This window comes from Microbacterium paraoxydans (assembly GCF_018224615.1).
GTDB lineage: Bacteria > Actinomycetota > Actinomycetes > Actinomycetales > Microbacteriaceae > Microbacterium > Microbacterium paraoxydans_B.
Window position 1 is genome coordinate 792667 of record NZ_JAGTUK010000003.1, and the last position, 26461, is coordinate 819127.

Sequence of the window (26461 nt, forward strand, 5' to 3'; positions counted from 1 at the left end):
GGACGAACGTCGGAGATGCTCGGAGACCCCTGATCAGGGACGGATCGCGGTGGTCGCACGGTCACGCAACGTCAAGTCGCGGTGCGTCGCCGTCGCCCGCCAGCCGTCCGCGGCGAGCAGGTCGCGGATCGCGGCGCCCTGCAGCTCCCCGTGCTCGATCACCAGCAGCCCGCCGGGGCGGAGCAGTCGCAGGGCCCGCCCGCTCAGCACCCGGACGACATCGAGTCCGTCGGCGCCGCCGTACAGCGCGAGCGCCGGATCGAACAGGCGCACCTCCGGATCGCGCGGCACCGCCGCATCCGGCACGTACGGCGGATTCGAGATCACGACGCTCGCGGTGCCGTCGAGCTCGGGGAACGCGTCGGCCAGATCGGACAGCACGAGCGTGAGGTTCTCCACTCCGGCGACGTTGCGCGCCGCCCACGCATGGGCCTCCTCGGACAGCTCGGCCGCGAACACCCGCGCGTGCGGCACCTCGGTCGCCATCGCCAGCGCGATCGCCCCACTGCCGGTGCCGAGGTCGACGGCGATCGGTGCGGCCTCACCGGAGTTCAGCAGCGCATCGATCGCGAACTGAGCCACGGTCTCGGTCTCGGGCCGCGGGACGAACACCCCGGGGCCGACCGCGAGCTCCAGGTGACGGAACGGCGCGACGCCCGTGAGGTGCTGCAACGGCTCCCGCTCGGCGCGACGCGACACCAGCCGGGTCAGCGCGGCCTGCTGCTCCTCATCGATACGGTCGCCCCGCACGATCGCCGCCTGCACCTCCCCGCGGCGCCGGTCGAGCACGTGCGCGGCCAGGAGCTCCGCATCCACGAGCGGGTCGGGCACGCCGGCGTCCGCGAGGCGCTGCGCGGCGGCGCGCACGACGGCGGCGAGAGAGGAGTCGGGCATGGATCCAGCGTAGAGCGCCCGCACCCCGTCACATTGCCCTGCCCCACAGACCCCTCCCCTAGGCTGGACCGCAGCGACCCGTGAAGGAAGGCCTCACCCCATGCCCGGCATCCACTCCGACATCACCACCGCTTTCGGCAACACCCCGCTCGTCCGCCTGAACCGGGTGACCGAGGGGCTCGGGGCCACCGTGCTCGCCAAGCTCGAGTTCTACAACCCGGCCTCCAGCGTGAAGGACCGCATCGGCATCGCGATGATCAACGCGGCCGAGGCCTCCGGCGAGCTGCAGCCGGGCGGCACGATCGTGGAGTCCACCAGCGGCAACACCGGCATCGCCCTGGCCATGGTCGGCGCGGCGCGCGGCTACCGCGTGATCCTCACCATGCCCGCGTCGATGTCGAAGGAGCGCCGCGTACTGCTCAAGGCGTTCGGCGCCGAGATCGTGCTCACCGACCCCACGAAGGGCATGAAGGGGGCGATCGAGGAGGTCAAGCGCATCGTCGACGAGACCCCCGGGGCGATCTGGATCCGGCAGTTCGAGAACCCGGCCAACCCGCAGATCCACCGCGAGACCACAGCGCAGGAGATCCTCCGCGACACCGACGGCGCGGTCGACATCTTCATCGCCGGTGTCGGCACGGGCGGCACCGTGACCGGGACGGGCCAGGCCCTCAAGGCCGCGAAGCCCGGTGTGCAGGTGATCGCCGTGGAGCCCAAGGACTCCCCCGTGCTCACCGAGGGCCACCCCGGACCGCACAAGATCCAGGGCATCGGCCCGAACTTCGTTCCCGACGTGCTCGACCGCGAGGTGCTCGACGAGATCATCACCGCCGAGTTCGAGGACTCGCTGCGGGTGGCGCGCGAGCTCGCCGCGAAGGAGGGGCTCCTCGTGGGCATGTCGTCGGGCGCCGCGGTATCGGCCGCGCTGACGGTCGCTGCCCGCCCGGAGAACGCCGGCAAGACGATCGTCGTCGTGATCCCCGACACCGGTGAGCGCTACCTCTCCACCGCGCTGTTCGAGGACCTGCGCGAAGACTGAGCCGGCCGATGGGAATGATCGGGCGAATGCGCGAGGACATCGCCGCCGCACGCCTCCGCGACCCCGCCGCCCGCACCTCGCTCGAGGTGGCTCTGCTGTACCCGGGTCTGCACGCCATCTGGGCGCACCGGATCTCACACGCCCTGTGGCGACGACGCCTCCGGCTGCTGGCCCGCGCCGGGTCGCAGCTGTCACGCTGGCTCACCGGCATCGAGATCCACCCCGGTGCGCGCATCGGCCGCCGCTTCTTCATCGACCACGGCATGGGCGTCGTGATCGGTGAGACCGCCGAGATCGGCGACGACGTGCTCATGTACCACGGCGTCACCCTGGGCGGACGCACGCGCGACGTCGGCAAACGGCACCCCACACTCGGCCACGGCGTCGCAGTCGGTGCGGGGGCGAAGATCCTCGGCCCCGTCACGGTGGGCAACCGGTGCGTGGTCGGCGCGAACGCCGTGGTCACGAAGGACGCCCCGGCGGACAGCGTGCTGGTCGGCGTGCCCGCGAAACCGCGTCAGCGCACCGCGGGCGAAGACACCAGAGCCCTGCTGACCGCCCCGGACTACTCCATCTGACGGTCGCCGCGCCGCCCGCGCCCCTCGCCGCGGCGCGCCTGGACGCGGCGTCGCAGGAAGAGCAGCGGGAGCAGCACGCTGCCCAGGGCCGTGACGAGCCAGACGATCACGGAGCCGAGCACCCAGCCGGTGACGTCGGTGATGCGCAGTCCGCCGATCGGCAGCAGCACCACGACCATGAGTGCGATCAGTGTCGAGACGATGCCGATGCCACCCATCAGCACGGGGACGTAGCGATCGGCCAGCTTGCTGACCCACGGAGACAGCACGGTCTGCAGCACCGCGAACACGACGATGCACACCACGAAGCCCCACCAGCGGTCCCACTGGATCTGGAACCCGTCGAGGAGCAGGTCCGCCGCGATGAGGCCGAGGCCGGCCGACACGAGGTACAGCAGAGCGCGGTACAGGAGCGTGATCACGGGGCCGAGCATATCGGCATAGCGGCCCCGTGCCCGGCTCATTGCGTCACGAAGAAGGGAACCGCACCGCTCACGAGGCCGATCCCGAGCATCACCAGCGAGACGACCACCGCACGCCACAGCACCTTGCGGTGATGGTCGCCGAGGTTCACGCCCGCGAGTGAGACGAGCAGCAGGATCGCCGGCACCAGCGGACTCTGCAGATGCACCGGCTGTCCCGTGATCGACGCGCGCGCCATCTCGACCGGGTCGATCCCGAAGTTCGCCGCGCTCTGCGCCAGCACAGGAAGGATGCCGAAGTAGAACGCGTCGTTCGACATGAAGAACGTGAACGGAATCGACAGCACTCCCGTGATCGGGGCGAGGAACGGGCCGAGTGCGGGAGGCAGGACGTTCGTGATCCAGGTCGCCATCGCGTCGACCATGCCCGTGCCCGTGAGCACGCCCACGAGCACCCCGGCGGCGATGACCATCGACACCACGCCCACGATGCTCGGCGCGTGCGCCACGATCTCCGCCGCCTGGTCCTTGATGCCGCGGAAGTTCACCAGGAGCGCGACCGCGGCACCCACCATGAACACGTAGGGCAGCGGCAGGATGTCGAGCACCAGGAGCACCATCACCGCGACCGTCAGCGCGAAGTTGAACCAGATCAGCCGCGGCCGCAGGGTCGGACGGTCAGGGTCCAGCATCGTGTCGGCCATCGCCGTGTCCGCCGGATCGACGCTCGCCGCAGCGACCGGTCCACGCCCGCCCGCGACGACCACGAGGTTTCCCGTGCGGAGCGACGCTCGAGCGCCGGGCTTCAGCTCCGCGCCCCGGAAGAGACGCGGCACCGCGGCGAGCACACCGCCGTCGGGCCCGGACAGCCGCGCCTCCGCGTCGATCCGACCCAGGCGACGCCGCTCCCCCAGCCCGAGGAGCCACGCGAAACCGAGCGTCACCACGAGCCCCGCGCCCAGGGCCGGGAGCATCGGAACGAAGATCTCCGTCGGCTGCACGCCCAGCGCCGTCGCCGCCCGCACCGTCGGACCGCCCCACGGGACGATGTTCAGCGTGCCGTTCATGAGACCAGCAACACACGTGAGCACCACCGGGCTCATGCCGAGACGCAGGTAGATGGGCAGCAGTGCCGAGGTGGTGATGATGAACGTGGTCGAGCCATCGCCGTCGAGCGAGACCGCGCCCGCCAGGATCGCCGTCCCGAGCACGACCTTCGCCGGGTCATCCCCCAGCAGCCGCGTGATCAGCCGGATCAGCGGGTCGAACAGCCCGACGTCGATCATGATGCCGAAGAACATGATCGCGAACATCAGCAGCGCCGCCGTGGGAGCCATCGCGCCGATCGAGTCGAGGATCATGTCGCCCAGGCCGAGACCCGCACCCGCGAACAGCCCGAACACCGTCGGCACCAGGATCAGCGCCACCATCGGGGTGAGGCGCTTGGTCATGATCAGCGTCATGAACACCAGCACCATCGTGAAGCCCAGGAGCACGAGCACCCATTCCGGGGGCGCGAACGCCACGTCGTACGCGGGGGACTCGTCGGTGGCAGCGGCCAGACCGCTCAGCACGTGAGGCATGCGGGACTCCTTCGTCATCGCTCCGTCGGCTGCGACGGATCTCCCCGAGGCTAGGAAATCCGCGCCGCCCGCGTGAGGTATCCCGCATTCCCCCGCGTTGTGCGCGTAGCGTGGGTTCTGCGCATATTGCGCGAAGGGAGTGCGATGTCGCGGTCAGCGGGAACCAGGGTCCGATTCGCGACCCGCGCCCTGCTGCTGCATCTCGCCGCCGTGGTGCTCGTCGTGGCCCTGTGCACCGGCGTCTACCTCGCGCTCGGCGTGCAGCAGCTTCGCGCCGAAGCCGAGTCGACCGCGCTGGGCATCGCCAGGACCCTCGCGGAGGACGCTCAGGTGCGCGACACCGTGACCGCCGTCTCCGCGGCCGACAAGGCGCTCGACCCGGCGGCCCTGCGGCGCGGGGAGCTGCAGCAGATCTCCAGCGCCGTCATGGCCCGCACCGGTGCCCTGTTCGTCGTGATCACCGACGACCACGGCATCCGACTCGCGCATCCGGACCCCTCGCGCCTCGGCGAACAGGTCAGCACCCCCTTCGCGGAGGTGCTGGCGGGGAACGAGGTCGTCGACTGGCAGACCGGCACGCTCGGCGAGTCGGCGCGCGCAAAGGTCCCGGTTCTCGATGACGACGGCACCCCGGTGGGCGAGATCAGCGTGGGCTTCGAACCCGCGGGCGTTTTCGACGACCTGCCCCCGCTCCTCGCCGCGATCGGCCTCACCGCGGCGGCCGCCGTCGGGTTCGCGACCGTGTCGTTCCTCCTGCTGCGTCGCCGGTGGGAACGACTGACCCTGGGTGTGCAACCCGAAGAACTCGTCGCCCTGGTGCAGAATCAGACGGCCGTGCTGGACGGGGTGGGTGACGGCGTGCTGGCCGTGGACTCGCGCGGCACCGTGCAGGTGAGCAACGCCGCCGCGGATCGTCTGCTCGGCCTCGATCGCCCCATCGGCCGCCACCTCGACGACCTCGGCCTCCCGCGCGCCGTGCACGAGGCCGCGCGCGGTGCCGTCGCCACCGCGCGGGCCGTGGTCGGCGACCGTGTGCTGTACCTGGACGCTCGTCCCGTCGTGCGCGACGGACGCGCCCTCGGCGACGTGCTGATCGTGCGTGACCGCACCGACCTGATCGCGCTGACCGAGCGGCTCGAGACCGTGCGGACCATGACCTCGGCACTGCGCGTGCAGCGCCACGAGTTCGCCAACCGCCTGCACGTGGCCGCCGGGCTCATCGACGCGGGCCGGGTGCCAGACGCGCGCGCCTTCCTCGATGAGCTCGTCGGTCGCGGTCCCGTGTCCTTCCCCGTCGCCGGCCTCGACCTCGTCGGCGACCCGTTCCTGCTCTCGTTCCTCGGCGCGAAGGGCATGACGGCGGCCGAGCGTGGCGTGGAGCTGCGCATCGCGGACGACACCCACGTGATCGGCACCGTCGTCCGTGCGGAGGACGTCGCGACCGTGCTGGGCAACCTCGTCGACAACGCCGTCACCGCCGCCGTCTCCGGGTCGCGCGCCCCGCGGTGGGTCGAAGTCTCGCTGCTGAGCGACGGCCCCGACCTCGTGGTCACCGTCGCCGACTCCGGTCCGGGGCTGAGCGCCGCCGAACCGCCAGCCGGGCCGCCCGGCGACGAGCAGAGCGACCGCGTGCACGGCCACGGCATCGGGCTTCCCCTCTCGACCGACATCGCCCGCCGGAGCGGCGGGGATCTGTGGGTCATCGACCCCGGTGGCGCCGACCACGGCGCCGTGTTCGCCGCCCGTCTCGGTAGCGCCATCGACCCCGCCTCCCCCGCACAGGAGAACAACCCATGACCGAACCACTGCGCGTGCTCATCCTCGACGACGACTTCCGCGTCGCCCAGCTGCACCAGGGCATCGTCGACGAGCACCCCGGCTTCACGGTCGTCGCGACCGCCCGCTCCTGCGCCGAGGCGCGCGAGCAGTTGCGCCGGTCCGCCCCCGACCTCCTGCTCGCCGACGTGTTCCTGCCCGACGGCGACGGCATCGCCGTCGCGCGCGAGACCGCCGCGGACACGATCCTCATCTCCGCCGCCGACGACGCGCACACCATCCGGCGGGCACTGCGATCCGGCGCGATCGGCTACCTGGTGAAGCCGTTCGACCGGCGCGCGCTCACCGGGCTGCTCGACCGCTACCTCCGCTACCGCAACCTCCTCGGCGGGGATCGCGCGCTGCACCAGGACGACGTGGACCGGGCGCTCGCCATCCTGCACGGGGCGGGCGAGCCCGTGTCACTGTCCCGCTCCGCGACCGAGCAGCTCGTGCTCGCGGCACTCGGGGACGGCGAGGCGTCGGCCGCCGAGATCGGCGAACGCGTCGGCATCTCCCGTGCCACGGCGCAGCGCCACCTCGCGGCCCTCGCCGCGCGCACCGTGGTCGAGGTGCGCCTGCGCTACGGCTCGACCGGACGTCCTGAACACCGGTACGCCGTGCGCGCGTGAGTGCGCCTCGGCCGGGTCAGGAGTCGGAACCCACCGCGGCGAGCCGCGCCTCCTCGTCGGCCGCGATCGCGCTCTCGATGATCGGGTCGAGCGCCCCGTCCATCACCTGATCGAGGTTGTACGCCTTGAAACCGGTGCGGTGATCGGCGATCCGGTTCTCCGGGAAGTTGTAGGTGCGGATGCGCTCGGAGCGGTCCATGCCGCGGATCTGCGACTTGCGCGCATCCGAGGCCGCCGCGTCCAGCTCCTCCTGCTGCTTCGCCAGCAGTCGCGCCCTGAGCACGCGCATCGCGGCCTCACGGTTCTGCAGCTGCGACTTCTCGTTCTGCATCGAGACGACGATGCCCGTGGGCACGTGCGTGATGCGCACCGCCGAATCGGTCGTGTTGACCGACTGACCGCCGGGGCCCGAGGAGCGGAAGACGTCGACCTTCAAGTCGTTCTGGTCGATGTGGATCTCCTCCGGCTCATCGACCTCCGGGAACACCAGCACGCCCGTGGTGGACGTGTGGATGCGACCCTGCGACTCCGTGGCGGGCACGCGCTGCACGCGGTGCACGCCGCCCTCGTACTTGAGGTGCGCCCACACCCCCTGCGCCGGGTCGGACGACGAGCCCTTGATCGCGACCTGCACGTCTTTGTAGCCGCCCAGGTCGGACTCGTTGCGCTCCAGCAGCTCCGTCTTCCAGCCCTTCGACGCCGCGTACTGGATGTACATGCGCAGCAGGTCGGCGGCGAACAGCGCAGACTCGGCACCGCCCTCCCCCGCCTTGATCTCCATGATCACGTCGCGGGCATCGTCCGGGTCGCGCGGGATGAGCAGCCGACGCAGCCGCTCCTGCGCGGCCTGCACGCCCTCCTCCAGCGCCGGGACCTCGGCGGCGAACGCCTCGTCCTCGCGCGCCAGCTCCCTGGCCGCCTCCAGATCGTCGACCGCCGCCGTCCATGCCTCGTGCGCGGCGACGATGCGCGACAGCTCGGCGTAGCGCCGGTTGACGCGCTTGGCGCGCGCTGCATCGGCGTGCACCGCCGGGTCGGAGAGCTCCTCCTGCACCCGGCGATGCTCGTCGATCAGAGTCTGGACGGACTCGAACACGTCGCGTCTCAGCGGATGTTGTTGTCGTGCCCGTGAGCGCCCGAGGGCAGCGTCGGGATCGACTTCTGCATCTGGACGAGGAACTCCACGTTGGAGTGCGTCTCCTTGAGCTTGCCGAGCACGACCTCGAGAGCCTGCTGCTGGTCGAGGCCCGCGAGGGCGCGACGCAGCTTCCAGGTGATCTTGACCTCGTCGGCCGAGAGCAGCATCTCCTCGCGGCGGGTGCTCGACGCGTTCACGTCGACCGCCGGGAAGATGCGCTTGTCGGCGAGGGCGCGCGACAGGCGCAGCTCGCTGTTGCCCGTGCCCTTGAACTCCTCGAAGATCACCTCGTCCATCTTGGAGCCGGTCTCGACCAGCGCCGTGGCGAGGATCGTCAGCGAGCCGCCGTTCTCGATGTTGCGAGCCGCGCCAAAGAAGCGCTTCGGCGGGTACAGCGCCGACGCGTCGACGCCGCCCGTGAGCACGCGGCCGGACGCGGGCGCGGCGAGGTTGTAGGCACGGCCGAGGCGCGTGATCGAGTCGAGCAGGACGACCACGTCGCGGCCCAGCTCCACCAGGCGCTTGGCGCGCTCGATCGCCAGCTCGGCGACCGTGGTGTGGTCCTCGGCGGGACGGTCGAAGGTGGAGGCGATGACCTCGCCCTTCACCGAACGCTGCATGTCGGTGACCTCTTCGGGGCGCTCGTCGACGAGCACGACCATGAGGTGCACCTCGGGGTTGTTCTGCGCGATCGCGTTGGCGATCTGCTGCAGGACGATGGTCTTGCCGGCCTTGGGCGGCGCGACGATCAGGCCGCGCTGGCCCTTGCCGATCGGGGCGACCAGGTCGATGATGCGCTGCGTCAGCTTCTCCGGCGCGGTCTCCAGGCGGAGGCGCTCCTGCGGGTACAGCGGCGTGAGCTTGCCGAACTCCACGCGGGTCGCCGCGTCGTCGACCGAGAGGCCGTTGATCGAGTCGACCTTCACGAGCGCGTTGTACTTCTGGCGCCCCTGCTGCTCGCCCTCACGGGGCTGCTTGATGGAGCCGACGACCGCGTCGCCCTTGCGCAGGTTGTACTTCTTGACCTGGCCGAGCGAGACGTACACGTCGCTCGGACCGGCGAGGTACCCGGTGGTGCGCACGAACGCGTAGTTGTCGAGCACGTCGAGGATGCCCGCGATCGGGATCAGGACGTCGTCCTCGCCGATCTCGGTCTCGAACTCGTCGACCGGGGCGCCGCCACGACGCTTGTTGCGCTGACGGTTGCGGCCGTTGCCGTTCGCCTGCTCGTCGTCGGATGCGGCCTGCTGCTGCTCCTGGCCTCCACCCTGACCGCGCCCGCGGTTGCGGTTGCGGCTCCGGCTGCGGCCACGGCCGCCCTGCTCCTCGCCGCCCTCGGCGTCGGAGGAGGAATCCTTGGACGGCGCGTCCTGACCGGCGTCGTCGCCGCTCTCGGCCGCCTCGGTCCGGCGGTTGCCGCGACCGTTGTTCTTGGGACGCTCGGCGCGCGCCTCCTCGCCCTTGGCGTCGTCGCCCTGCGGGGCGTTCTCCGCCGCGCCGCTCGCCGCGTCGGCGGGCGTCGATGCGGCAGACCCCTCGCCCTGCTCGGCGGCGGGTGCCTCGGACTCGGTCTTCTTGCTGCCGCGACGACCGCGGCCCGTCTTGGGCGCCTCCGCGGGGGCCTCGGCCGCAGCCGGTGCCTCGCTCGCTGCCGGAGCCTCCGTGGCCTCCGCGGCCGGGGCGTCGGCGTCGGCCTTCTTCGCCCGCGAGCGCCGCGGCGCCTTCGCCTTGGGGGCCGCGTCGGCGGAGTCGGCCTCCGCGGGAGCCGCGGCGGACTCCTCCGCGGGCTTCTCGGCCTTGGCGGCGGCGGTCGCCGTGGTCGCGCGGCGCGGAGCGCGCTTGCGCGCCGGTGCCGCCTCGGTGGTCTGGACGGCTTCGGCCACCGGAGCAGCCTGATCGTTCTGGGTCTCGGAGAGGTTCTCCACGAGTACTCCCTTATAGGTCATGGGATATGAGCGTGAACGCGCACAACGGGTGCTGCGCACGATCGCACGGGCTGACGCTCGGCGCCAGCCAGCCTCGGCACTTGTGCCTCAGGGGTTTGCGTGCGGGTCTTGCAAGAGATGCAATGGGGCCAGATTCACGACGTTACGTGGAGCCCTCCGCTCGATCCCCCACTGTACCACCACGGACGTCGACGGCGAGCAGCAGCGCGTCCCACGGGGTGTCGGTCACCCGATTGGCCACCTCCACCGCGTCCTGACGGCTGCCCGGGCCGTCCGCGAGCACCAGCACGCTGGGCCCCGCGCCGGACACGACAGCGGCGAAGCCCGCCGCCCGCAGCGCCTGCACGAGCCGCTGCGTCTCGGGCATCGCCTCGGCGCGGTAGTCCTGATGCAGCCGGTCGGCCGTCGCGTCGAGCAGCAGCTCCGGGCTCTGCATGAGCGCCGCGACCAGCAGCGCGGAGCGCGACAGGTTGAACACCGCATCGGCTGTGGACACGTGCGGCGGCTGCAGCGACCGCGCCTGCGACGTCGACATCGTGTACGCCGGCACGAGCACGAGCGGAGAGACGCCGCGGTGCACCAGCAGCTTCTTGTGCTGCGGCCCGTGCTCCCCCATCCACGCGATCGTGAGACCGCCGAACAACGCCGGGGCGACGTTGTCGGGGTGACCCTCGATCTCCGTCGCGAGCCGGAGCAGGTCGGTGTCGCTCAGGTCGACGTCACCCTCCAGCAGCCCCTTCGCCGCCAGCACGCCCGCGGCGACCGCGGCACCGGAGGAGCCGAGACCACGGCCGTGCGGCACGCCGTTCTCCGCCACGATGCGCAGCCCGGGGACCGGCCGCCCCGCGTCCTCGAACACGTAGCCGATCGTGCGCACGATGAGGTTCGACGCGTCGCGCGGGATGTCCTCGGCGCCCGACCCGGTGACCTCGATCTCCAGCTCCCCGGCGGGCAGGGCCGTGACCTCGAGGCGGTCGTACACGCTGAGCGCCAGGCCGAGCGTGTCGAAGCCGGGGCCCAGGTTGGCGCTCGTCGCCGGCACCGTCACCTCGACCGTGCGACCCACGACCGACCGCTGCTCCTGGGGTGCCGGAGCCGCCACCGTGCTCACTCGCCTTCCACCCGCAGGACGGACACCACGCGGGCCACCACGTCGCTGCCCGCGAGCACCTCGACCGTGTCGCTCAGCGCCTGCTCCGTCGCGCGGTGCGTGCCGATGATGAGGCGCGCGGTGGGCTCGTCCTCGCCCTCCACGGTCTGCACGACCGTGGCGACCGAGACACCGCCGTCGCTGAGGATCCCGGCGACCGTCGCAAGCACGCCCGGCGCGTCCGAGACTTCGAGCGTGATCTGGTAGCGGGTGGTGACGTGGCCGATCGGCACGACGGGCAGGTTGGCCCTGGTCGACTCACCGACGCCCACACCGCCCGCGATGTGACGACGCGCGGCCGAGACCACGTCGCCCAGCACGGCGGACGCCGTCTGCACGCCGCCCGCACCCGCACCGTAGAACATGAGCGAACCGGCGGCCTCCGCCTCCACGAACACGGCGTTGTTCGCCCCGTGCACGGAGGCGAGCGGGTGGCTGGCCGGCACCAGCGCCGGGTACACGCGCACCGAGATCGACTCGGCACCGTTGGCCTCGATGCGCTCGCACACCGCGAGCAGCTTGATCACGAAGCCCGCCGCGCGCGCCTCCTCGATCATCGACGCGGTGATGGAGGTGATGCCCTCGAGGTGCACGGCGTCGAGCGGAACGGCGGTGTGGAACGCGAGGCTCGCGAGGATCGCCGCCTTCTGCGCCGCGTCGTATCCCTCGACGTCGGCCGTCGGGTCGGCCTCCGCGTAGCCGAGCCGCTGCGCGTCGGCGAGCACGTCGGCGAAGTCCGCGCCCTCGGTGTCCATCCGGTCGAGGATGTAGTTCGTCGTACCGTTCACGATGCCCATGATGCGCACCACGCGGTCGCCGGCGAGCGAATCGCGCAGCGGGCGGATGATCGGGATCGCCCCGGCAGCCGCCGCCTCGTAGTAGACCGACGCGCCGACCCGGTCGGCCGCCTCGAACAGCTCGGGGCCGTGGGTCGCGAGCAGCGCCTTGTTGGCCGTGACGACGTCGGCACCGGAGCCGATGGCCTGCAGGATGTTCGTGCGCGCCGGCTCGATGCCGCCGATCAGCTCGATCACGATGTCGGCGCCCAGGATGAGCGACTCCGCGTCGGTGGTGAACAGCTCCTTCGGCAGCTCGACGTCGCGCGGCGCGTCCACGTCGCGCACCGCGATGCCCGCGAGCTCGAGCGCGGCTCCCGCGCGGTCGGCGAGCTCGTCGCCGTGGCGCAGCAGCAGGGCCGCCACCTGGGAGCCGACCGCTCCGGCGCCCAGCAGCGCCACACGAAGTCGTCGGTAGTCAGTCATGCGTGCTCCTTCAGGGGGTGGGTCATCGGTCTCCCTCGGGGGCGTTCGCCCCGTCGATGCCCGCGTCGCGGGCCAGCAGGTCGTCGACGGTCTCGCCGCGGACGATGACCCGCGAGCGGCCGTCGCGCACCGCGACGATCGGCGGTCGCGGGACGTGGTTGTAGTTGCTCGACAGCGACGCGCAGTAGGCGCCCGTCGCCGGTACGGCCAGCAGGTCGCCCGGCGCGAGGTCGGCGGGCAGGTACTCGTGGTCGACGACGATGTCGCCCGACTCGCAGTGCTTGCCGACCACCCGGCTGAGCTGCGGCTCGCCCTCACCCGTGCGCGATGCGAGCCGGGCCGAGTAGCTGGCGCCGTACAGCGCGGTGCGGGCGTTGTCGCTCATGCCGCCGTCCACGCTCACGTAGCGGCGGGTGGCTCCCGAGGCGATCGTCACGTCCTTCGTGGTGCCGACCTCGTACAGCGTCACCCCGGCCGTGCCGATGATGGCGCGACCGGGCTCGAAGGACAGCGCCGGCACGGGGATGCCCCGGGCGGCACACCCCTCGGCGACCGCGGCGACGATGGCGCCCGCGAGCTCGTCGATCGGCGTGGGGTCGTCGACGCGGGTGTATGCGATGCCGAAGCCGCCGCCGAGGTTGAGCTGTGGCACGGGTCCGTGCTCCAGGAGGGCCGCGTGCAGCTCGAGCACCCGCGACGCGGACTCCCGGAACCCCGCGACACCGAAGATCTGCGAGCCGATGTGGCAGTGCAGGCCCGCGAACTCGAGCCCCGGGATCTCGCGGATGCGCGCCACCGCGACCTCGGCCTCCGCGAGCGGGAAGCCGAACTTCTGGTCCTCGTGCGCGGTGGCGAGGAAGTCGTGGGTCTCGGCGTGCACGCCGCTGATGACCCGCACCATCACGCGCTGCACCGCGTCGGTGCGGGCCGTGATCGCCGCGAGGCGCTCGATCTCGATGGCGCTGTCGACCACGATCGTGCCGACGCCCACCTCCACGGCGCGCTCGAGCTCGGCGACCGACTTGTTGTTGCCGTGGAAGCCGAGCGAAGCGGGCGCGACACCGGCGGCCAGAGCCACCGCGAGTTCGCCGCCCGTGCAGACGTCGACCCGCAGCCCCTCGTCGACGACCCAGCGGGCCACCGTGGTGCTCAAGAACGCCTTGCCCGCGTAGTACACCTGGGCCGTCGTGCCGTGCTCGGCCGCCGCCCTGTCGAACGCCGTCCGGAAGGCGCGGGCCCTGGTGCGGACCTCATCCTCGTCGAGCACCAGCAGCGGAGTGCCGTAGGTGCGGGCGAGCTCGGTGGCCCGGGCGCCGGCGACCACGAGCGCTCCGTCGTCGTCTCGCGTGGCCGAGGCCGGCCAGACACCGCTCGCGAGATCGTTCGGGTCATCGGGGACGAGGAGCCATTCCGGGGCGAGCGAGTCGGCAGGAGCAAGCACGGAGCACCAATCGTGGGTCGGGTCTCGGGCGGGAGGGCGCACATCGAGTTGCCCCGATTCTAGGGCAACGCCCGCGCCGCCCTGCGCACGGTGACGGCCCGCGTCAACCCCCCTCCGGCCGCTCGTGAGCCCCTCCTATGGTGGGTCTGTGGCAGACACGGACGCATCAGCAGACCAGACCCGATCCGGCAGCCAGGCGAAGCCGGGACTCGTCGCGCGCCTCACCGGGCCGATCATCGCCTGGGCGCTCGCGCGCCGGCCCGTGCGCGCCGCGCTGCTCTACTCCGAGCGCCGCGGCCCGATGCTCGCCGACAGCGTGACCTACCGTGCGCTGTTCAGCGTGTTCGCCGGCGTGCTCCTCGGCTTCTCGATCGCGGCCCTGTGGCTCGCGGGCAACCCGGATGCCTGGCGCGCGATCATCGAGGCGGTGCAGGCAGCGGTCCCGGGGCTCATCGGCAAGGACGGCGCCATCGACCCGAAGGATCTGCGTGCACCGGCGTCGCTGTCCATCGCGGGACTGGTCTCCCTGGTCGCACTGATCGGTGCGGCGCTCGGGGCGATCGGCTCGCTGCGCACCGCCATCCGCGTGATCGCCGGCACGGTGCAGTCCGACATCCTCTGGATCTGGGTGATCGTGCGCAACCTGCTCCTCGGACTCGGCATCGGCGTGGCGTTCGTGCTCGCCGCCGGGCTGACCTTCGTCGGGCAGCTCGGGGCCACGTGGGTCGCCGAGCTCCTGGGCCTGCCCTCCGATTCCCCCGTGGTCGCCGTGGCGGTGCGCGTGCTGTCGCTCCTCATCGTGTTCGCGCTCGATGCCGCACTCATCGTCGGGGCGTTCCTGCTGCTGTCCGGGGTGCGCCCTGCCGCCCAGTCGCTGTGGGCGGGTGCACTGCTCGGCGCCTTCGGGCTGATCGTGCTGCAGGAGCTGTCCGGCCTGTTCGTGGGCGGCGCGACCAGCAACCCGCTCCTGGCGTCGTTCGCCTCGCTGCTGGCGCTGCTGATCTGGCTGAACCTGTCGACCCAGGTGATCCTGGTGGCCTGCGCCTACATCGTCACGGCCGAGGAGGAGCGCAAGGACCGGCTGCACGAGCGGTTCGGCGCACGGACGTTCGTGCAGCGTCGGCTGCAGCGCGCCGAGGTGGACCTGCAGGTCGCGACCGCGGAGCTGCGCGAGGCGCAGCGGGCCGCGGCGGAGGAGAGCGGGACGGGCACCGCGCGCGACGACGACTGACGTCGCGGGCCTTGTTGTGACCAGAACTGGTAGTTTGGTCACAACGAGAGGACGCGCATGACCCCCACGCGGACCCGCATCCCCCTCCCCGGCGCCGAGGTGTCGGTCTGTGAATGGACGCCGGCGCACGAGTCCGGCATCCCCGTGCTGCTGCTGCACGGCGGAGGGGCCGACAGCGCCGAGCTCTCCTGGGGCGGCATCGGCCCGCAGCTCGCGGCCGCGGGGCACCGGGTGATCGCGCCCGACCACCCCGGCTTCGGTCGCAGCCCCCGTCCGACGTGGAGGATCACGCAGGAACGGCTCGTGCAGTACGTGGGCGAGCTCGAGGACGCGCTGGGACTCGACGACTACGCGATCGCCGGGCTGTCCCTCGGCGGCGGCCTCACCCTCGGCCACCTCATCGACCGACCGGACCGGGCTCGTGCGGCCGCTCTGCTCGGCTGCTACGGCGTGATGCCGCGCCTCGCCGACGGACCGACCGGCGCCCTCACCCACTTCTCCACCTTCCTGCTGCTGCGCGCGGGACTGCTCTCCGCGATGACGCGCTCCTACGCCCGCAACGCCTCCGCGATGGAGAAGGGCCTGACCGAGCTGGTCCGCACCCCCGACGCGCGCACTCCCGAGCTCGTCGAGGCCGTGCTCACCGAGGCGGCGTCGGGCACCGGGCTCGCCACGTTCGGAGAGTGGCAGCGCGACCAGGTGCGATGGAACCGTCTGCGCACGGTCTACACCGAGCGCCTGCCCTCGGTGCACACCCCCACACTGCTGGTGCACGGCGACCGCGACTCCGGCGTGCCGCTCGCCCGCATCCGCACGGCCGCGGGCCTGCTGCCCGACTCCCGCCTGGTCGTGGTTCCCGGCGCCGGCCACTGGGTGCAGCGGGATCGCCCCGACGTCGTGACCTCGGCCCTGCTCGAACACCTCGACCGGAACGCGCATGCCTAGACCGCTCGTCCCCTACCGCCGCGACCGCATCCTCGACGCGGCCGAGCGACTCGTGCTCGCGCGCGGGTTCGACGCCATGAGCGTCGCCGCGGTCGCGGAGGACGCCGGGATCGCGAAGGGCGCCGTGTACCGCGAGTTCGCGTCCAAGCGCGACGTGCTCGACGCCGTGCTACAACGCGGCAACGCCCGGATCGCCGCGCGCGTGGAACAGGAGCTGGGCGTGCACCCTTCCCTGTCCGCCGCGTATCGGGCGACCGCGCGCGCCCTGCTCGACGACGAGCTGATGACCGCGGCCTTCCTGGACGACACGGGAGTGCTCGGCGCACACGTCGCGGACGAGCAGGGCGGGCGCTACCGGGAGCGGCACGAGCGCGTGATCGCGTGGGTGCGGGAGCTGCAACGGCGCGGGCTGGTTTCGACCGACGTCGCGCCAGAACCCCTCGCGCTCGCCCTGTCGAGCGCGACCATCGGCCTGTTGTCCGCCGCGCGGCTGCTCGGCCCGCTGGACCGGGATCGGCTGGAGAGCACGATCGACACCATCGGCCGCATGGCGGCCACGTTCGAGAGGGAGTGACGTGCATCACGAGAGTTTCGGGCCGACCGGAGGACGCCCCCTGCTGCTGCTCCACGGCGGCGGTGTCGCGGGGTGGATGTGGGACCCCGTGCGCGCGCGGCTCGGCGACGACCTCCGGGTGATCGTGCCGGATCTGCCCGGCCACGGGGCCAGCGCGACCGCACCGTACGTGTCGCACCCCGCGACCGCAGACGCCCTCGCCCGGCTGCTGGGGGACGAGGCCGCGGGCCCCGCGACCGTCGCGGGGTTCTCGCTCGGCGCGCAGCTCACCGTGCTGCTCGCCGCCCAGCGCCCCGACCTCGTGGACGACGCGGTGGTGATCAGCGCCCAGGCGGAACCCGCGCGCGCGACCGGTCCCACGCTCGCGCTGCTGCGGGCCACCGCCGGTCTGGCGAAGAACGAGCGCTTCGCCCGGCTGCAGGCGCGCGAGCTGTTCGTGCCGGAGGACCTGCTGCCCGCCTACCTGCGCACCTCGGCCGGGATCTCGCGCGAGACCCTGGTGACCGCGGTCGCGGAGAACCTGCGGTTCACCCCGCCGCCCGCGTGGTCACGGTTCCCCGGCACGGCGCACATCCTCGTCGGAGAGAAGGAGAAGCCGCTCATGCACCGCTCGGCCGCGGCGCTGCACCGTGCCCTCCCCCACAGCACCACGGCCGTGGTCGACGGTTGCGGGCACGGCATCCCGCTGCAGCGGCCGGAGTGGCTCGCCGACCTCCTGCGCGCCCGGATCAACGCTCCGCGCAACTGAGCAGGCCGCGGCTCAGCGCGGGCAGGTGCCCTTCTCCTGCAGTGACTCGTCCGTGACGATCGCGCCGTTCACGTCCACGTCGATCACGACGGCGTCGCCCACGATCTGCAGTCCGGTCAGGGTGAGCCCGGCCGGCAGCTGGTCCGCGATGCACACGCGGCGCGGCTCCGTGAGGCTCTCGCCCACTCCCCCGAAGGACGAGCCGACGCGCGACAGGTCGATGTCGATGCCGCCGACGCTCGCCGCCACGGGGGTGAGTTCCAGGTCGCCGTCCACCGCGCCGGGCGTGAGCGTGACCGACACGGGCACGGCGGTCCCGAGCACGTCGAACGAGCCGCCCAGCGTGGCGTTCGGCTCGTTCAGCTCGACCGAGTCGACGGGAAGATCGCTCGTGGCGAGTAGGGACGTGAACTGGTCCTGGTCGATGCGGATCGTGCCGTCCGCGCCGCCGAGGTCGCCACCGCGCAGGGGCACCCCCGTCGCGGTCACGTCGGCCGCCCCGGTGATGCCCTCCAGGGTCACCGAGTCGGTGGACAGGTGTAGCGTGTCGAGCCGCCCGCCGATGAGCTGCGGCAAGAGCAGACCCGTCGTCTCCACGTCGAGCTGCTGATCCGCCGGCAGGTCGAGCTGCTCGATCACGATCGACCGCACCACGCCCGGGAGCACCGCGCGGGCGATGAACTCAGCCGCCACCACGAGCGCTGCGAGCACCACGACCACGATCAGCACGACCCACGGCCACCGCGGCCGCCGCGGGGCTCGGCTCGCGGACGCCTCCGGCTGCGGCGCACCCCCGCCGGGGATCACCAGCGTCGGGTGCTCCTTCGACGGCTCCGGGTACGGCAGCGTGTGGTTGTCGTCGCTCATGGTGTCATCCTGCCGTACGGCCGGGTGGTCACATGCGCTCGGGCGCGGAGACGCCCAGCAGCCCGAGACCGTTGCGGAACACCTGACCGGCGGCGTCGTTCAGCCACAGGCGGGTGCGGTGCACGCTCTCCACCGGGTCGTCGCTCAGCGGGATCACGCGGCAATTGTCGTACCAGCGGTGGTACAGGCCCGCGAGCTCCTCCAGGTAGCGGGCCACGCGGTGCGGCTCACGCACCTGGGCGGCGAACGCCACGATGCGCGGGAACTCCTGCAGCGCGCCCAGCAGCGCAGCCTCGGTCTCGTGGGTCAGCGTCTCCGGCGCGAACTCGGAGCGGTCGACCCCGGAGTCGGCGGCGTTGCGGGCCACGTTGTGCGTGCGCGCGTGGGCGTACTGCACGTAGAACACCGGGTTGTCGTTCGTGCGCTTCTGCAGCAGCTCGGGGTCGAGGTCGAGGGGCGAGTCGGCGGGCGAGCGCTCCAGCGAGTAGCGCAGCGCATCGGTGCCCAGCCAGTCGAGCAGGTCGTCCATCTCGATGATGTTGCCCGCGCGCTTGCTGAGACGCGCGCCGTTGATCGACACCATCTGGCCGATCAGCACCTCGACGTTCTTCTCCGGGTCTTCGCCGGCGGCACCGGCGACCGCCTTAAGACGGTGCACGTAGCCGTGGTGGTCGGCCCCGAGCAGGTAGATCTTGTCGCGGAAACCGCGGTCGCCCTTGTCGAGGTAGTAGGCGGCGTCGGCGGCGAAGTACGTGTACTCGCCGTTCGAGCGGCGGATCACGCGGTCCTTGTCGTCGCCGAAGTCGGTCGTGCGTACCCACACCGCGCCGTCCTCGTCGAACACGTGCCCCTGCTCGCGGAGACGGTCGACGGCGCGGTCGATCAGGCTCAGGCCCGACGCGTCCTTCGCATGCAGCGTGCGCTCGGAGAACCACACGTCGAACGGCACGTTGAAGCGGTCGAGCGAGTGCGTGATCTCGGCGAGCTGGTACTCGTAGCCGAGCTCGCGCGCGACGTGCAGCTGCTCGTCCTCCGGCAGCTCCAGCAGGTCGGGACGCGCCTCCAGGACACGACCAGCGAGCGTCGCGATGTATTCGCCGGGATAGCCGCCCTCCGGGGTCGGCTCGCCCTTCGCCGCCGCGAGCACGGAGGCAGCGAAGCGGTCCATCTGCACGCCGGCGTCGTTGATGTAGTACTCGCGGACCGCGTGCGCGCCGCTCGCCAGCAGCAGGCGCACGATCGCATCGCCCAGCGCCGCCCAGCGCGTGTGCGCGATGTGCAGGGGCCCCGTGGGGTTGGCCGAGACGAACTCGACGTTGACGCTCACGCCCTCCTGCGAGGAGTTGGTGCCGTACGCCTCCCCCGCGTCGACGATGACCTTCGCGAGCGCGCCGGCCGCCGCCGCATCGAGGCGGATGTTGAGGAACCCCGGTCCAGCGACCTCGGCGCTCGCGACCCCGTCGACCCGGGCGAGCCCGTCGGCGATCTCCTGCGCCAGCTCGCGCGGGTTCGTGCCGAACGGCTTCGCCAGGCGCATCGCGATGTTGGAGGCCCAGTCGCCGTGGTCACGGTTGCGCGGACGCTCCAGCACGATGTCGGCGGCGGTCACCCCCAGCGGCTCGCCGGGACGTCGAACCTCGGCGATCGGAGCGAGGACGGCGAGGATGGCGGAGGCGAGGGTTTCGGGGTTCATAGACTCCCCAGTTTACGGGGGCGGAGCGGCCCTCTCCGCCCCCGTGCGTCGCGCCGAATTGGCGTTCGGCCCACCGTGACTTACTCTCATGCCATGAAGGCCCCCGCCACCCGCCGCCGACTGCGTGCCGCCGGTGTCGCCACCGCGCTGCTGCTCGCCGTCACGGCGGGCGTTCTGGGCGTGTGGCGACCGTGGACTCCCGCACCCTCCGCGGCCCCCGTCGCCGCCGGTGACGACACCACCGCCGCGGTCATCGCCCCGGCTCCCCTCGCGCTGCCCGAAGACCCCACCGTGCTGGTGTTCGGCGACTCCTGGACCTACGGTTCCGCGGCCACCGACCCCACGCTCGGCTACGCGTACGTGCTCGCCGATCTGATCCACGGGCACACGATCGTGAACGGCGTGCGCGGCAGCGGCTACCTCAAGCCCGGACTCGACGGCCCCACGTTCGGGGAGCGCATCGCCGCACTCGACCCCACGCTCGACCCCGACCTCGTGATCATCCAGGGCTCCATCAACGACCGCGCCCAGGGCGAAGTCGGGTACCGGGAGGCCGTCACCGCGGCCTGGGATGCGCTCACCGCCCTCTACCCCGACGCCGCGATCGTGGTGCTCGGCCCGGCCCCGCACGAGCTCCCCGTCGGCGCGCAGACCGCCCGCATCGACCACGACCTCTCCGCGCTCGCCGCCGCCCGCGGGTGGTGGTACATCTCCCCCGTGCAGCAGCACTGGATCACCGAGCAGAACTACCTCTCCGTGATCGATGTGGAGGTCGGACGCAAGCACCCGTCGACCTCCGGGCACCGCTACCTCGCCGAGAAGCTGGCCGCCGCGCTGGACGAGCTGCGCGCCGCCCCCGTCACGGAAGCGGGCGGGTCGGAGACCACCCCCGACGAGTGATAAGGTCGATCGGTACGCCTCCGTAGCTCAGTGGATAGAGCGCCGGTTTCCGGTACCGTAGGTCGCAGGTTCGACTCCTGTCGGGGGCACCACGGATCACAGAAGGTGGCCATCTCGTTCTCGAGATGGCCACCTTCTTTCGTGGGACGGACCGCCCCGCGTCCGGTCAGGAGCGGCGGCGACGGGCGAGCTGGAGCAGGAGCCCGGCCAGCACGGCGGCGACGGCCCCCGCGATCAGAGGAGCCAGCGCGGCCTGGTCGAGACCCGTCGCGGGCAGCGATCCCGACCCGGTGGGCGGCTCCGTTCCCGTGCCCGGGTCGGTCGGCTCCGGCGAGGGCGTGACGGCGCACGTGACCACGTTGCGGATCAGGTAGGCGTTGTCGCCCGGGGCGAGCGTGACGGTCGCGGGCACCGTGGCCGACACCGTGGCACCTCCCGCCGCCTCGACCGAGCTGGAGTTCAGCGTGCAGCCCTCGCGCTCGATGGTCGTGGTCTCTGAGATCGTCACGGCGTCGTCCTCCACGTAGCCGCCGCGACTCGCACCGAACGGCTGCGGGGTCGCCCCCGCGGTGCCGGGCCCGGTCAGCGCGAGCGCCGCGGTCAGCCCAGCCGGCTGCGCACCGTCGGCGAAGTCTTCTCCGTCGACGACCCACAGCTTGTTCACCACGATCGCCGCCGGTGCGGGCGCGCGGTTGTACACGGTGCAGCTGACGGCGGCCGCAGCGGCCACGTCGACCGTGAACCCGGTCGCGCCCACCGACGTGACGGGCACCGCGGTCCCGGTCGTGAGATCGGTGCAGGTGGCGTTCTCGCCGCCCTGCGTGACGAGGGTGTAGCCGTCCTGCTGACGCTCCGCGACCGTGACGCCGGAGGTGCTCGACCCGGCCGGCGGCGTCAGCTCGAACGACACCGTGCCGGTGCCGTCGGCGACCGTGGCGGCGGTCGCGGGAGCGATCACGGTGCCGGGGGTCGCGGGCTGCGCGTCGAACGTCCAGCCCTCCCCCGCCGGCACGGCCCCCGTGACGTCCTCGCCGGTCGTGTCACCGGGCACGAGCTGCTTCACGACCGACAGCGAGCCCGCGCAACCGGCGAGAGCCAACTGCCCCAGCTGGTCGGCCGCCGCGGCGTAGTCGGCCGTCTGGAAGTAGTCCGCATCGGCGAGGTTGGTGCCGTCGAACGCCACCGGGCCGGAGATCGCGGCGAGGTTCAGCGCGCTGATGCCCTCCACGCCGGACCCGACGCCGAACGAGATGATGCGCGAGCCCTCCGCCTTGAGCGTGTTCGCGGAGAACACCGCGGCCTCGACGTCGGTGAAGTGCGTGTTCGAGCCGTCGCCGTGGGTCGCACCCCACCGGTCGGGGTTGCCGTCGGTGAGCACGATCACCACGTCGTAGCTCGGCGCGGCCGCGGCGACCTCCTGCAAGGCGCGGTCCCAGTTGGTTCCGGAGCCGAGTGACCACCCGGCGTACTGCGCCGTGAACGCGTCGGCGCCCGCCTGCGTGGACAGCGACACCAGCTCGGGACGGTTCTCGCTGGGCTGCCCGGTCGCGGTCTCGACACTGGGCGACTGCCGCGAGAAGCTGAACACGGCCGCGCGCGACGGCGTGCCGACGAGCGCGTTGGCGAAGGCGTCGGCGGCCTGCTTGAGCTGCGGCAGCGAGGAGCCGACCGAGGCCGACAGGTCCATCACGATCGCGACGTCCGAGCCGCACTGCGCGTCGAGAGTCGGGTTGACGCGCGACTGCTGCCACACGCCGTTCGAGCGGGTCGGCAGCGAGTTCGACGAGGAGTACATGAACTCTCGCGTCGACCGGTACGTCTGTCCGGCCTGCACGGCGGGAGTCGGGAAGCGGTACGCGGAGGCAGTGGAGCTCGAGCCACTGGCGGGCCCCGTCCGCAGCACCGGGTTGTCGTACCACCCCGCGGGGACCGCCACCGAGCCCACCCAGAACGAGGAGCCCAGCAGCGCGCCGTCGAGCACGAAGCTGCAGTCGCCGTCGGCGTCGGACGTGCACACCGCCTCGGGCGTGGTCGCGGTCTCGGTCGCGAACAGGCCCAGCTGCACGCCGGCCAGCGACCCCACCACGTCGTCGCTCACCCGGTCGCCGCCCGTGCGCACCGTCACGACGGCCGACTGCGCGTCGGGGACGGGCACGGCCCCGACGGCCGCGGTCGGAATCGAGACCGCAGCGAGGAGACCGGAAACCACGACCGCAGCGAACACCCTCTTCGAAGCCATGCCACGACCGTACGCGAAGGGGTTTCTCACGGTCCACCCCCACCCGGGAACGATCCGCCCGCGACGGGTAGCCTGGACGGGTGCCCTCCCTCGTCTCCGCCGGTTCGACGCGCGCCCCGCAGCGCCTGTCGTCGGCGACGCCGATGACGGAGTGGATGCGCGTCGTGCTGCACCCGGGGACGAACGGGTGGACGAGCGTGTGGGGCACCATCTCGCACGGTGAGATCGCGGGCTGCCCGCCGCCACGGGGCTAGCCGCGCCGGATGGCGCGGCGCCCTCGCATCGACCGCCCATCTCTTCCGTGAGGTACCCCTGTGTCTTCTTCGTCGTCCCCTGCCCGTTTCCGTCTCGCGCCGCACGAGCTGTGGCGCGGTATCCGCACCACCGCCCGCAGCGAAGTGCTCGGCGGCGCCCTGCTGCTCGCCGCCACCGTCGCGGCCCTGATCCTCGCCAACTCCCCCGCCGCGCCCTGGTACGAGAGCGTGCGCGACGTCCGCTTCGGCATCCCCGAGCTCCATCTCGACCTGAGCGTCGGAGCCTGGGCCGCCGACGGGCTCCTCGCCGTGTTCTTCTTCGTGGTCGGGCTGGAACTGAAGGAGGAGTTCGTCGCCGGGCGCCTCCGCGACCCCCGGCGCGCGGCCGTGCCCATCGCCGCGGCGGTCGGCGGCGTGGTGATCCCCGCGCTGGTGTTCCTCGCGATCAACGCCACCGCGGGGCCCGACGTGCTGCGCGGCTGGGCGATCCCCACGGCGACCGATATCGCCTTCGCGGTCGCGGTGCTCGCCGTCGTGGGGCGCTTCCTGCCGCCGGCCCTGCGGGTGTTCCTGCTGACCCTCGCGATCATCGACGACCTCATCGCCATCACGATCATCGCCACGTTCTACACCGAGACGATCCAGGTGCCGTGGCTGATCCTCGCGCTGCTCCCCCTTGCCGGCTTCGCGCTCGCCGTGCAGAACGGCGTGCGTTCCTGGTGGCTGCTGCTCCCGCTCGCGGTCGCGGTGTGGGTGTGCGTGCACGCCTCCGGGGTGCACGCCACGGTCGCCGGTGTGCTTCTCGGCTTCCTGGTGCCCGTGCACGCCACGCCGCGCGCCCGCGTGCGCACCGGAACCGACGCTGACGGCGCCCCGGTCTACGACGGCCTCGCCGCGCACTTCGCCGACCGGTGGGGCGTGGTGGCCACGCTCCTGGCGGTGCCTGTGTTCGCGTTCTTCGCCGCGGGCGTGGACATCGGCGGGGTGGACGGGCTCGTCTCCGCGCTGACCGATCCGATCACGGTCGGGATCGTCGCGGGACTCGTGATCGGCAAACCGGCCGGGATCCTGCTCACGACCTTCGCCCTCAGCCGGGTTCCGGCGCTGCGCCTCGACGAGACGTTGCGCTGGCCCGACGTGATCGGCATGTCGCTGCTCGCCGGAATCGGGTTCACGGTGTCACTGCTGGTGGGCGAGCTGGCCTACGGCAGCAGCAGCGTCGCGGACGACCACGTGAAGATCGGCGTGCTGCTCGGCTCCCTGCTCGCGGCCGTGCTCGGCGGGACCGTGCTCGGCCTGCGCAGTCGCCGTGCGCGGCGGACGGCCTCGGGTTCATCCCGCGACCGGCGGGATCTGTCAATGCCCTGAGCGCTGGGTGATGCGCTGCCTAACGTCGGCGCATCATCCCGTCGCGGACGTCACGACGGCACCGCAGAGAAGAGGCCCCGATGACGACCGACTCCCGGCGCGCCGACGCCCGTCAGGCGGCTCTGATGAGCTCCTCCCGCGTGGAGCAGAAGGGCAACATCGTGGTGAAGTGGATCACCTCCACCGACCACAAGACGATCGGGTACATGTACCTGATCACTTCGGTGCTGTTCTTCCTGCTCGGCGGGGTGATGGCGCTGGTCATCCGGGCCGAGCTGTTCGCGCCGGGTATGCAGATCGTGCCGCGGCACAACTTCACCTCGATCCCGCGCATCCGCAGCGAGCGCCCGGCCTTCGACCTGAACCACGAGGGCGTCGCCGAGGCCCCCGTCGCGCCGCCCGCCCCACGCGACCGCGACACACCGGCCGGGTGAGCCGCGACCCGATTTTGTTTATCGAGCCCCTAGCGGCGGACTGCGGGCCGACCGGCGCGCTTCGACTGGCGCGGCCGGCGCTCCTCTGCGCGCCGACGCACCCGCGCATCGGATGCGGCGCGCGCCTTCGGCCCTGACAGGATCCTGACCAGCAGGTATGCGACCGCCAAGGAGATCAAGGCTTGGAGCATGCGCGGAATGACGTCCGGATAGGACGCATTGAAGGAGATGCCGTACGAATAGACCAGCCCGATCCCCGCCAGCGCCCAGGGATTGTCCCGGCGGGTGAGGAAGCCCATGATGACGGTCAGCACCACGGCGAAAACGACGATGCCGACCCAGCCCTCGAAGATGTAGACGTTGCCGAGCATCGTGGCCGACTGCGAGCTGGTGGGAGCGCCCCCGAGCGCAACGCTCATCTGTGAACCGGTGTTGAGCGGAGGGCGGTCGGGATCGAGGAAGCCCGGGATCAGACCGATGCGGAACAGCGTCGGGAGGTCCAGCACCTCCAAACCGGCCGGGCGCGGGACGAAACGCGAGATGAGAGCCATCTGCGTGTCCAGTTGCAGTCGCTCCAACGGTGCGTCCGCGCTCACCGCTCCGGGTCCCGAGACGGACGCGCGCCGCAGCGAGTCACGGAACTCGTAGATCGGAGGCCACAGAATCGGAATCGCCGCGAGCACGATCACGAGCGTCCGCAGGCGGATCAGCTTCGCGAACATGGCCAGGATCAGCACCGTCAGGATCAGCGCCGCCGACTGCCCGAGGATGGCCCGCATCAGCCCCTCCCACAGGAACACCACGGCGGCGATCGCACACACCCACAGCGCCGTCGCCCGAGTGACCTGGCCGTGTCGGAACAGCCACAGAACGAGCGAGACGCCGAACAGTACCCAGAGCGTGAACGGCGCGGCGATCGAGACGATGGGCGACTCCGAGGCGACACCGATCTGCACGGCGTAGGTGCCGCGCCCGCCAAGCGTCGACACGACGGTGGCGACCACGCCGACGCCGAGCACGGTGAACGCCGCGCGGGCGGTGATCGGCTTCGCGGTCGCTTCCGGCATCTTCAGCGGCTGCACCATCAACTCGATGAAGAGGGCGACGGCGACCGTCACCGCACAGATCGAGACGATCAGCCCGAACGGTTCCGTCCCCTTCAGCGCTGCGGGGATGACCACCATCGCCGCCAACTGGATGCCGAGCAGGATCGTGACGGGGAAGCGTTCGACACGCATGCGGCGCGGGTCGCCGACGACGGGCTTCAGCGTGGGGGGCTCCAGAGGCACAAGGGCAACCCTACGGGGT

General features: G+C 71.8%; 23 protein-coding genes, 1 tRNA gene and 1 pseudogene. 13 read left to right on the forward strand and 12 right to left on the reverse strand.

Going from position 1 to position 26461, the window contains the following annotated elements; all coding sequences use genetic code 11:
* Positions 1-33: 33 nt before the first annotated feature.
* The gene (prmC, locus tag KE274_RS14030) at positions 34-894 is read right to left on the reverse strand and encodes a peptide chain release factor N(5)-glutamine methyltransferase (RefSeq protein ID WP_211544733.1); all 861 of its coding nucleotides are present in this window, start codon (positions 892-894) and stop codon (positions 34-36) included.
* 100 nt (positions 895-994) lie between these two features.
* Between prmC and cysK the strand changes: the two genes are divergently transcribed.
* The gene (gene cysK, locus KE274_RS14035; RefSeq protein WP_211544735.1) at positions 995-1933 is read left to right on the forward strand and encodes a cysteine synthase A; all 939 of its coding nucleotides are present in this window, start codon (positions 995-997) and stop codon (positions 1931-1933) included.
* Positions 1934-1941: 8 nt separating this feature from the next.
* Positions 1942-2511 carry a serine O-acetyltransferase EpsC gene (epsC, locus tag KE274_RS14040; RefSeq protein WP_211544737.1) on the forward strand — a complete coding sequence of 190 codons (570 nt, stop codon included), beginning with the start codon at positions 1942-1944 and terminating at the stop codon, positions 2509-2511.
* Here epsC and KE274_RS14045 read toward each other — a convergent pair.
* Positions 2499-2933 carry a phage holin family protein gene (locus KE274_RS14045; RefSeq protein WP_211544739.1) on the reverse strand — a complete coding sequence of 145 codons (435 nt, stop codon included), beginning with the start codon at positions 2931-2933 and terminating at the stop codon, positions 2499-2501. The genes epsC and KE274_RS14045 overlap by 13 nt on opposite strands.
* Positions 2934-2971: 38 nt before the next feature.
* Positions 2972-4516: a CitMHS family transporter gene (locus KE274_RS14050; protein ID WP_211544742.1), complete on the reverse strand. Its 1545-nt coding sequence runs from the start codon at positions 4514-4516 to the stop codon at positions 2972-2974.
* Between the two features lie 144 nt (positions 4517-4660).
* On the opposite strand from KE274_RS14050, the gene KE274_RS14055 reads away from it, so the two are divergent.
* Together KE274_RS14055 and KE274_RS14060 are read left to right on the forward strand one after the other, a co-directional pair.
* Positions 4661-6313, forward strand: coding sequence for a sensor histidine kinase (locus tag KE274_RS14055; protein WP_211544744.1), 1653 nt, complete (start codon positions 4661-4663; stop codon positions 6311-6313).
* The gene (locus tag KE274_RS14060) at positions 6310-6963 is read left to right on the forward strand and encodes a response regulator (RefSeq protein ID WP_211544746.1); all 654 of its coding nucleotides are present in this window, start codon (positions 6310-6312) and stop codon (positions 6961-6963) included. Before KE274_RS14055 ends, KE274_RS14060 begins: the two co-directional genes overlap by 4 nt.
* 16 nt (positions 6964-6979) lie before the next feature.
* Here KE274_RS14060 and prfA read toward each other — a convergent pair whose 3' ends face one another.
* The 5 genes from prfA to lysA all read right to left on the reverse strand — a co-directional run bounded on the left by prfA (position 6980) and on the right by lysA (position 13900).
* Complete coding sequence (prfA, locus tag KE274_RS14065; protein ID WP_211544748.1) at positions 6980-8059, reverse strand: peptide chain release factor 1; 1080 nt, start codon at positions 8057-8059, stop codon at positions 6980-6982.
* Positions 8060-8067: 8 nt separating this feature from the next.
* A complete protein-coding gene (gene rho / locus KE274_RS14070) occupies positions 8068-10047 on the reverse strand; it encodes a transcription termination factor Rho (protein ID WP_249186327.1) in 1980 nt (659 codons plus the stop codon).
* A 142-nt stretch (positions 10048-10189) separates the two neighbouring features.
* Entirely contained in the window at positions 10190-11158 is a 969-nt protein-coding gene (gene thrB / locus KE274_RS14075; RefSeq protein ID WP_307872217.1) for a homoserine kinase, read from the reverse strand.
* A complete protein-coding gene (locus KE274_RS14080; RefSeq protein ID WP_211544750.1) occupies positions 11155-12459 on the reverse strand; it encodes a homoserine dehydrogenase in 1305 nt (434 codons plus the stop codon). The genes thrB and KE274_RS14080 overlap by 4 nt, the downstream gene beginning before the upstream one ends.
* A gap of 22 nt (positions 12460-12481) precedes the next feature.
* A complete protein-coding gene (gene lysA, locus KE274_RS14085) occupies positions 12482-13900 on the reverse strand; it encodes a diaminopimelate decarboxylase (protein ID WP_211544753.1) in 1419 nt (472 codons plus the stop codon).
* A 148-nt stretch (positions 13901-14048) separates the two neighbouring features.
* On the opposite strand from lysA, the gene KE274_RS14090 reads away from it, so the two are divergent.
* From KE274_RS14090 to KE274_RS14105, 4 genes are read left to right on the forward strand one after another with little or no spacing between them, the layout of a single operon-like run.
* Positions 14049-15131, forward strand: a complete 1083-nt coding sequence (locus tag KE274_RS14090) for a YihY/virulence factor BrkB family protein (RefSeq protein ID WP_211544755.1) — start codon at positions 14049-14051, stop codon at positions 15129-15131.
* A gap of 57 nt (positions 15132-15188) precedes the next feature.
* The gene (locus KE274_RS14095) at positions 15189-16076 is read left to right on the forward strand and encodes an alpha/beta fold hydrolase (protein ID WP_211544757.1); all 888 of its coding nucleotides are present in this window, start codon (positions 15189-15191) and stop codon (positions 16074-16076) included.
* Entirely contained in the window at positions 16069-16650 is a 582-nt protein-coding gene (locus tag KE274_RS14100) for a TetR/AcrR family transcriptional regulator (RefSeq protein WP_211544759.1), read from the forward strand. The genes KE274_RS14095 and KE274_RS14100 overlap by 8 nt, the downstream gene beginning before the upstream one ends.
* Position 16651: 1 nt before the next feature.
* Positions 16652-17398, forward strand: coding sequence for an alpha/beta fold hydrolase (locus tag KE274_RS14105; RefSeq protein WP_211544761.1), 747 nt, complete (start codon positions 16652-16654; stop codon positions 17396-17398).
* A gap of 12 nt (positions 17399-17410) precedes the next feature.
* On the opposite strand, the gene KE274_RS14110 is transcribed toward KE274_RS14105, so the two are convergent.
* Both KE274_RS14110 and argS read right to left on the reverse strand, forming a co-directional pair.
* The gene (locus KE274_RS14110) at positions 17411-18265 is read right to left on the reverse strand and encodes an LmeA family phospholipid-binding protein (protein ID WP_211544763.1); all 855 of its coding nucleotides are present in this window, start codon (positions 18263-18265) and stop codon (positions 17411-17413) included.
* A gap of 28 nt (positions 18266-18293) precedes the next feature.
* Positions 18294-19958, reverse strand: a complete 1665-nt coding sequence (gene argS / locus KE274_RS14115) for an arginine--tRNA ligase (protein ID WP_211544764.1) — start codon at positions 19956-19958, stop codon at positions 18294-18296.
* A gap of 93 nt (positions 19959-20051) precedes the next feature.
* Between argS and KE274_RS14120 the strand changes: the two genes are divergently transcribed.
* Together KE274_RS14120 and KE274_RS14125 are read left to right on the forward strand one after the other, a co-directional pair.
* Positions 20052-20858 (forward strand): SGNH/GDSL hydrolase family protein, encoded by an 807-nt coding sequence (locus tag KE274_RS14120; protein WP_211544766.1) that lies wholly within the window; start codon positions 20052-20054, stop codon positions 20856-20858.
* Positions 20859-20874: 16 nt separating this feature from the next.
* Positions 20875-20950 (forward strand) — tRNA-Arg (locus KE274_RS14125).
* A gap of 74 nt (positions 20951-21024) precedes the next feature.
* Here KE274_RS14125 and KE274_RS14130 read toward each other — a convergent pair.
* Positions 21025-23097 (reverse strand): vWA domain-containing protein, encoded by a 2073-nt coding sequence (locus KE274_RS14130; RefSeq protein WP_211544768.1) that lies wholly within the window; start codon positions 23095-23097, stop codon positions 21025-21027.
* 80 nt (positions 23098-23177) lie between these two features.
* Here KE274_RS14130 and KE274_RS14135 point away from each other — a divergent pair, with 80 nt between their 5' ends.
* The 3 genes and pseudogenes from KE274_RS14135 to KE274_RS14145 form a co-directional block, all read left to right on the forward strand.
* Positions 23178-23351 (forward strand): hypothetical protein, encoded by a 174-nt coding sequence (locus KE274_RS14135; protein WP_211544770.1) that lies wholly within the window; start codon positions 23178-23180, stop codon positions 23349-23351.
* 60 nt (positions 23352-23411) lie between these two features.
* Positions 23412-24719 carry a Na+/H+ antiporter NhaA gene (gene nhaA / locus KE274_RS14140; RefSeq protein ID WP_211544772.1) on the forward strand — a complete coding sequence of 436 codons (1308 nt, stop codon included), beginning with the start codon at positions 23412-23414 and terminating at the stop codon, positions 24717-24719.
* 80 nt (positions 24720-24799) lie between these two features.
* A pseudogene (locus KE274_RS14145) lies at positions 24800-25024 on the forward strand (cytochrome ubiquinol oxidase subunit I); the annotation flags it as partial.
* A 158-nt stretch (positions 25025-25182) separates the two neighbouring features.
* Here KE274_RS14145 and KE274_RS14150 read toward each other — a convergent pair.
* Entirely contained in the window at positions 25183-26391 is a 1209-nt protein-coding gene (locus KE274_RS14150) for a hypothetical protein (RefSeq protein WP_211544774.1), read from the reverse strand.
* Between the last annotated feature and the right edge of the window lie 70 nt (positions 26392-26461).

Bases quoted from the DNA above. Each gene is read 5' to 3' on its own strand.
- prmC (WP_211544733.1), bottom strand. From the start codon at position 894: ATGCCCGACTCCTCTCTCGCCGCCGTCGTGCGCGCCGCCGCGCAGCGC.
- cysK (WP_211544735.1), top strand. From the start codon at position 995: ATGCCCGGCATCCACTCCGACATCACCACCGCTTTCGGCAACACCCCG.
- epsC (WP_211544737.1), top strand. From the start codon at position 1,942: ATGGGAATGATCGGGCGAATGCGCGAGGACATCGCCGCCGCACGCCTC.
- KE274_RS14130 (WP_211544768.1), bottom strand. From the start codon at position 23,097: ATGGCTTCGAAGAGGGTGTTCGCTGCGGTCGTGGTTTCCGGTCTCCTC.
- KE274_RS14110 (WP_211544763.1), bottom strand. From the start codon at position 18,265: ATGAGCGACGACAACCACACGCTGCCGTACCCGGAGCCGTCGAAGGAG.
- argS (WP_211544764.1), bottom strand. From the start codon at position 19,958: ATGAACCCCGAAACCCTCGCCTCCGCCATCCTCGCCGTCCTCGCTCCG.
- KE274_RS14080 (WP_211544750.1), bottom strand. From the start codon at position 12,459: ATGACTGACTACCGACGACTTCGTGTGGCGCTGCTGGGCGCCGGAGCG.
- KE274_RS14050 (WP_211544742.1), bottom strand. From the start codon at position 4,516: ATGCCTCACGTGCTGAGCGGTCTGGCCGCTGCCACCGACGAGTCCCCC.
- KE274_RS14060 (WP_211544746.1), top strand. From the start codon at position 6,310: ATGACCGAACCACTGCGCGTGCTCATCCTCGACGACGACTTCCGCGTC.
- rho (WP_249186327.1), bottom strand. From the start codon at position 10,047: ATGACCTATAAGGGAGTACTCGTGGAGAACCTCTCCGAGACCCAGAAC.
- KE274_RS14100 (WP_211544759.1), top strand. From the start codon at position 16,069: ATGCCTAGACCGCTCGTCCCCTACCGCCGCGACCGCATCCTCGACGCG.
- KE274_RS14095 (WP_211544757.1), top strand. From the start codon at position 15,189: ATGACCCCCACGCGGACCCGCATCCCCCTCCCCGGCGCCGAGGTGTCG.
- KE274_RS14055 (WP_211544744.1), top strand. From the start codon at position 4,661: ATGTCGCGGTCAGCGGGAACCAGGGTCCGATTCGCGACCCGCGCCCTG.
- KE274_RS14120 (WP_211544766.1), top strand. From the start codon at position 20,052: ATGAAGGCCCCCGCCACCCGCCGCCGACTGCGTGCCGCCGGTGTCGCC.
- KE274_RS14150 (WP_211544774.1), bottom strand. From the start codon at position 26,391: ATGCGTGTCGAACGCTTCCCCGTCACGATCCTGCTCGGCATCCAGTTG.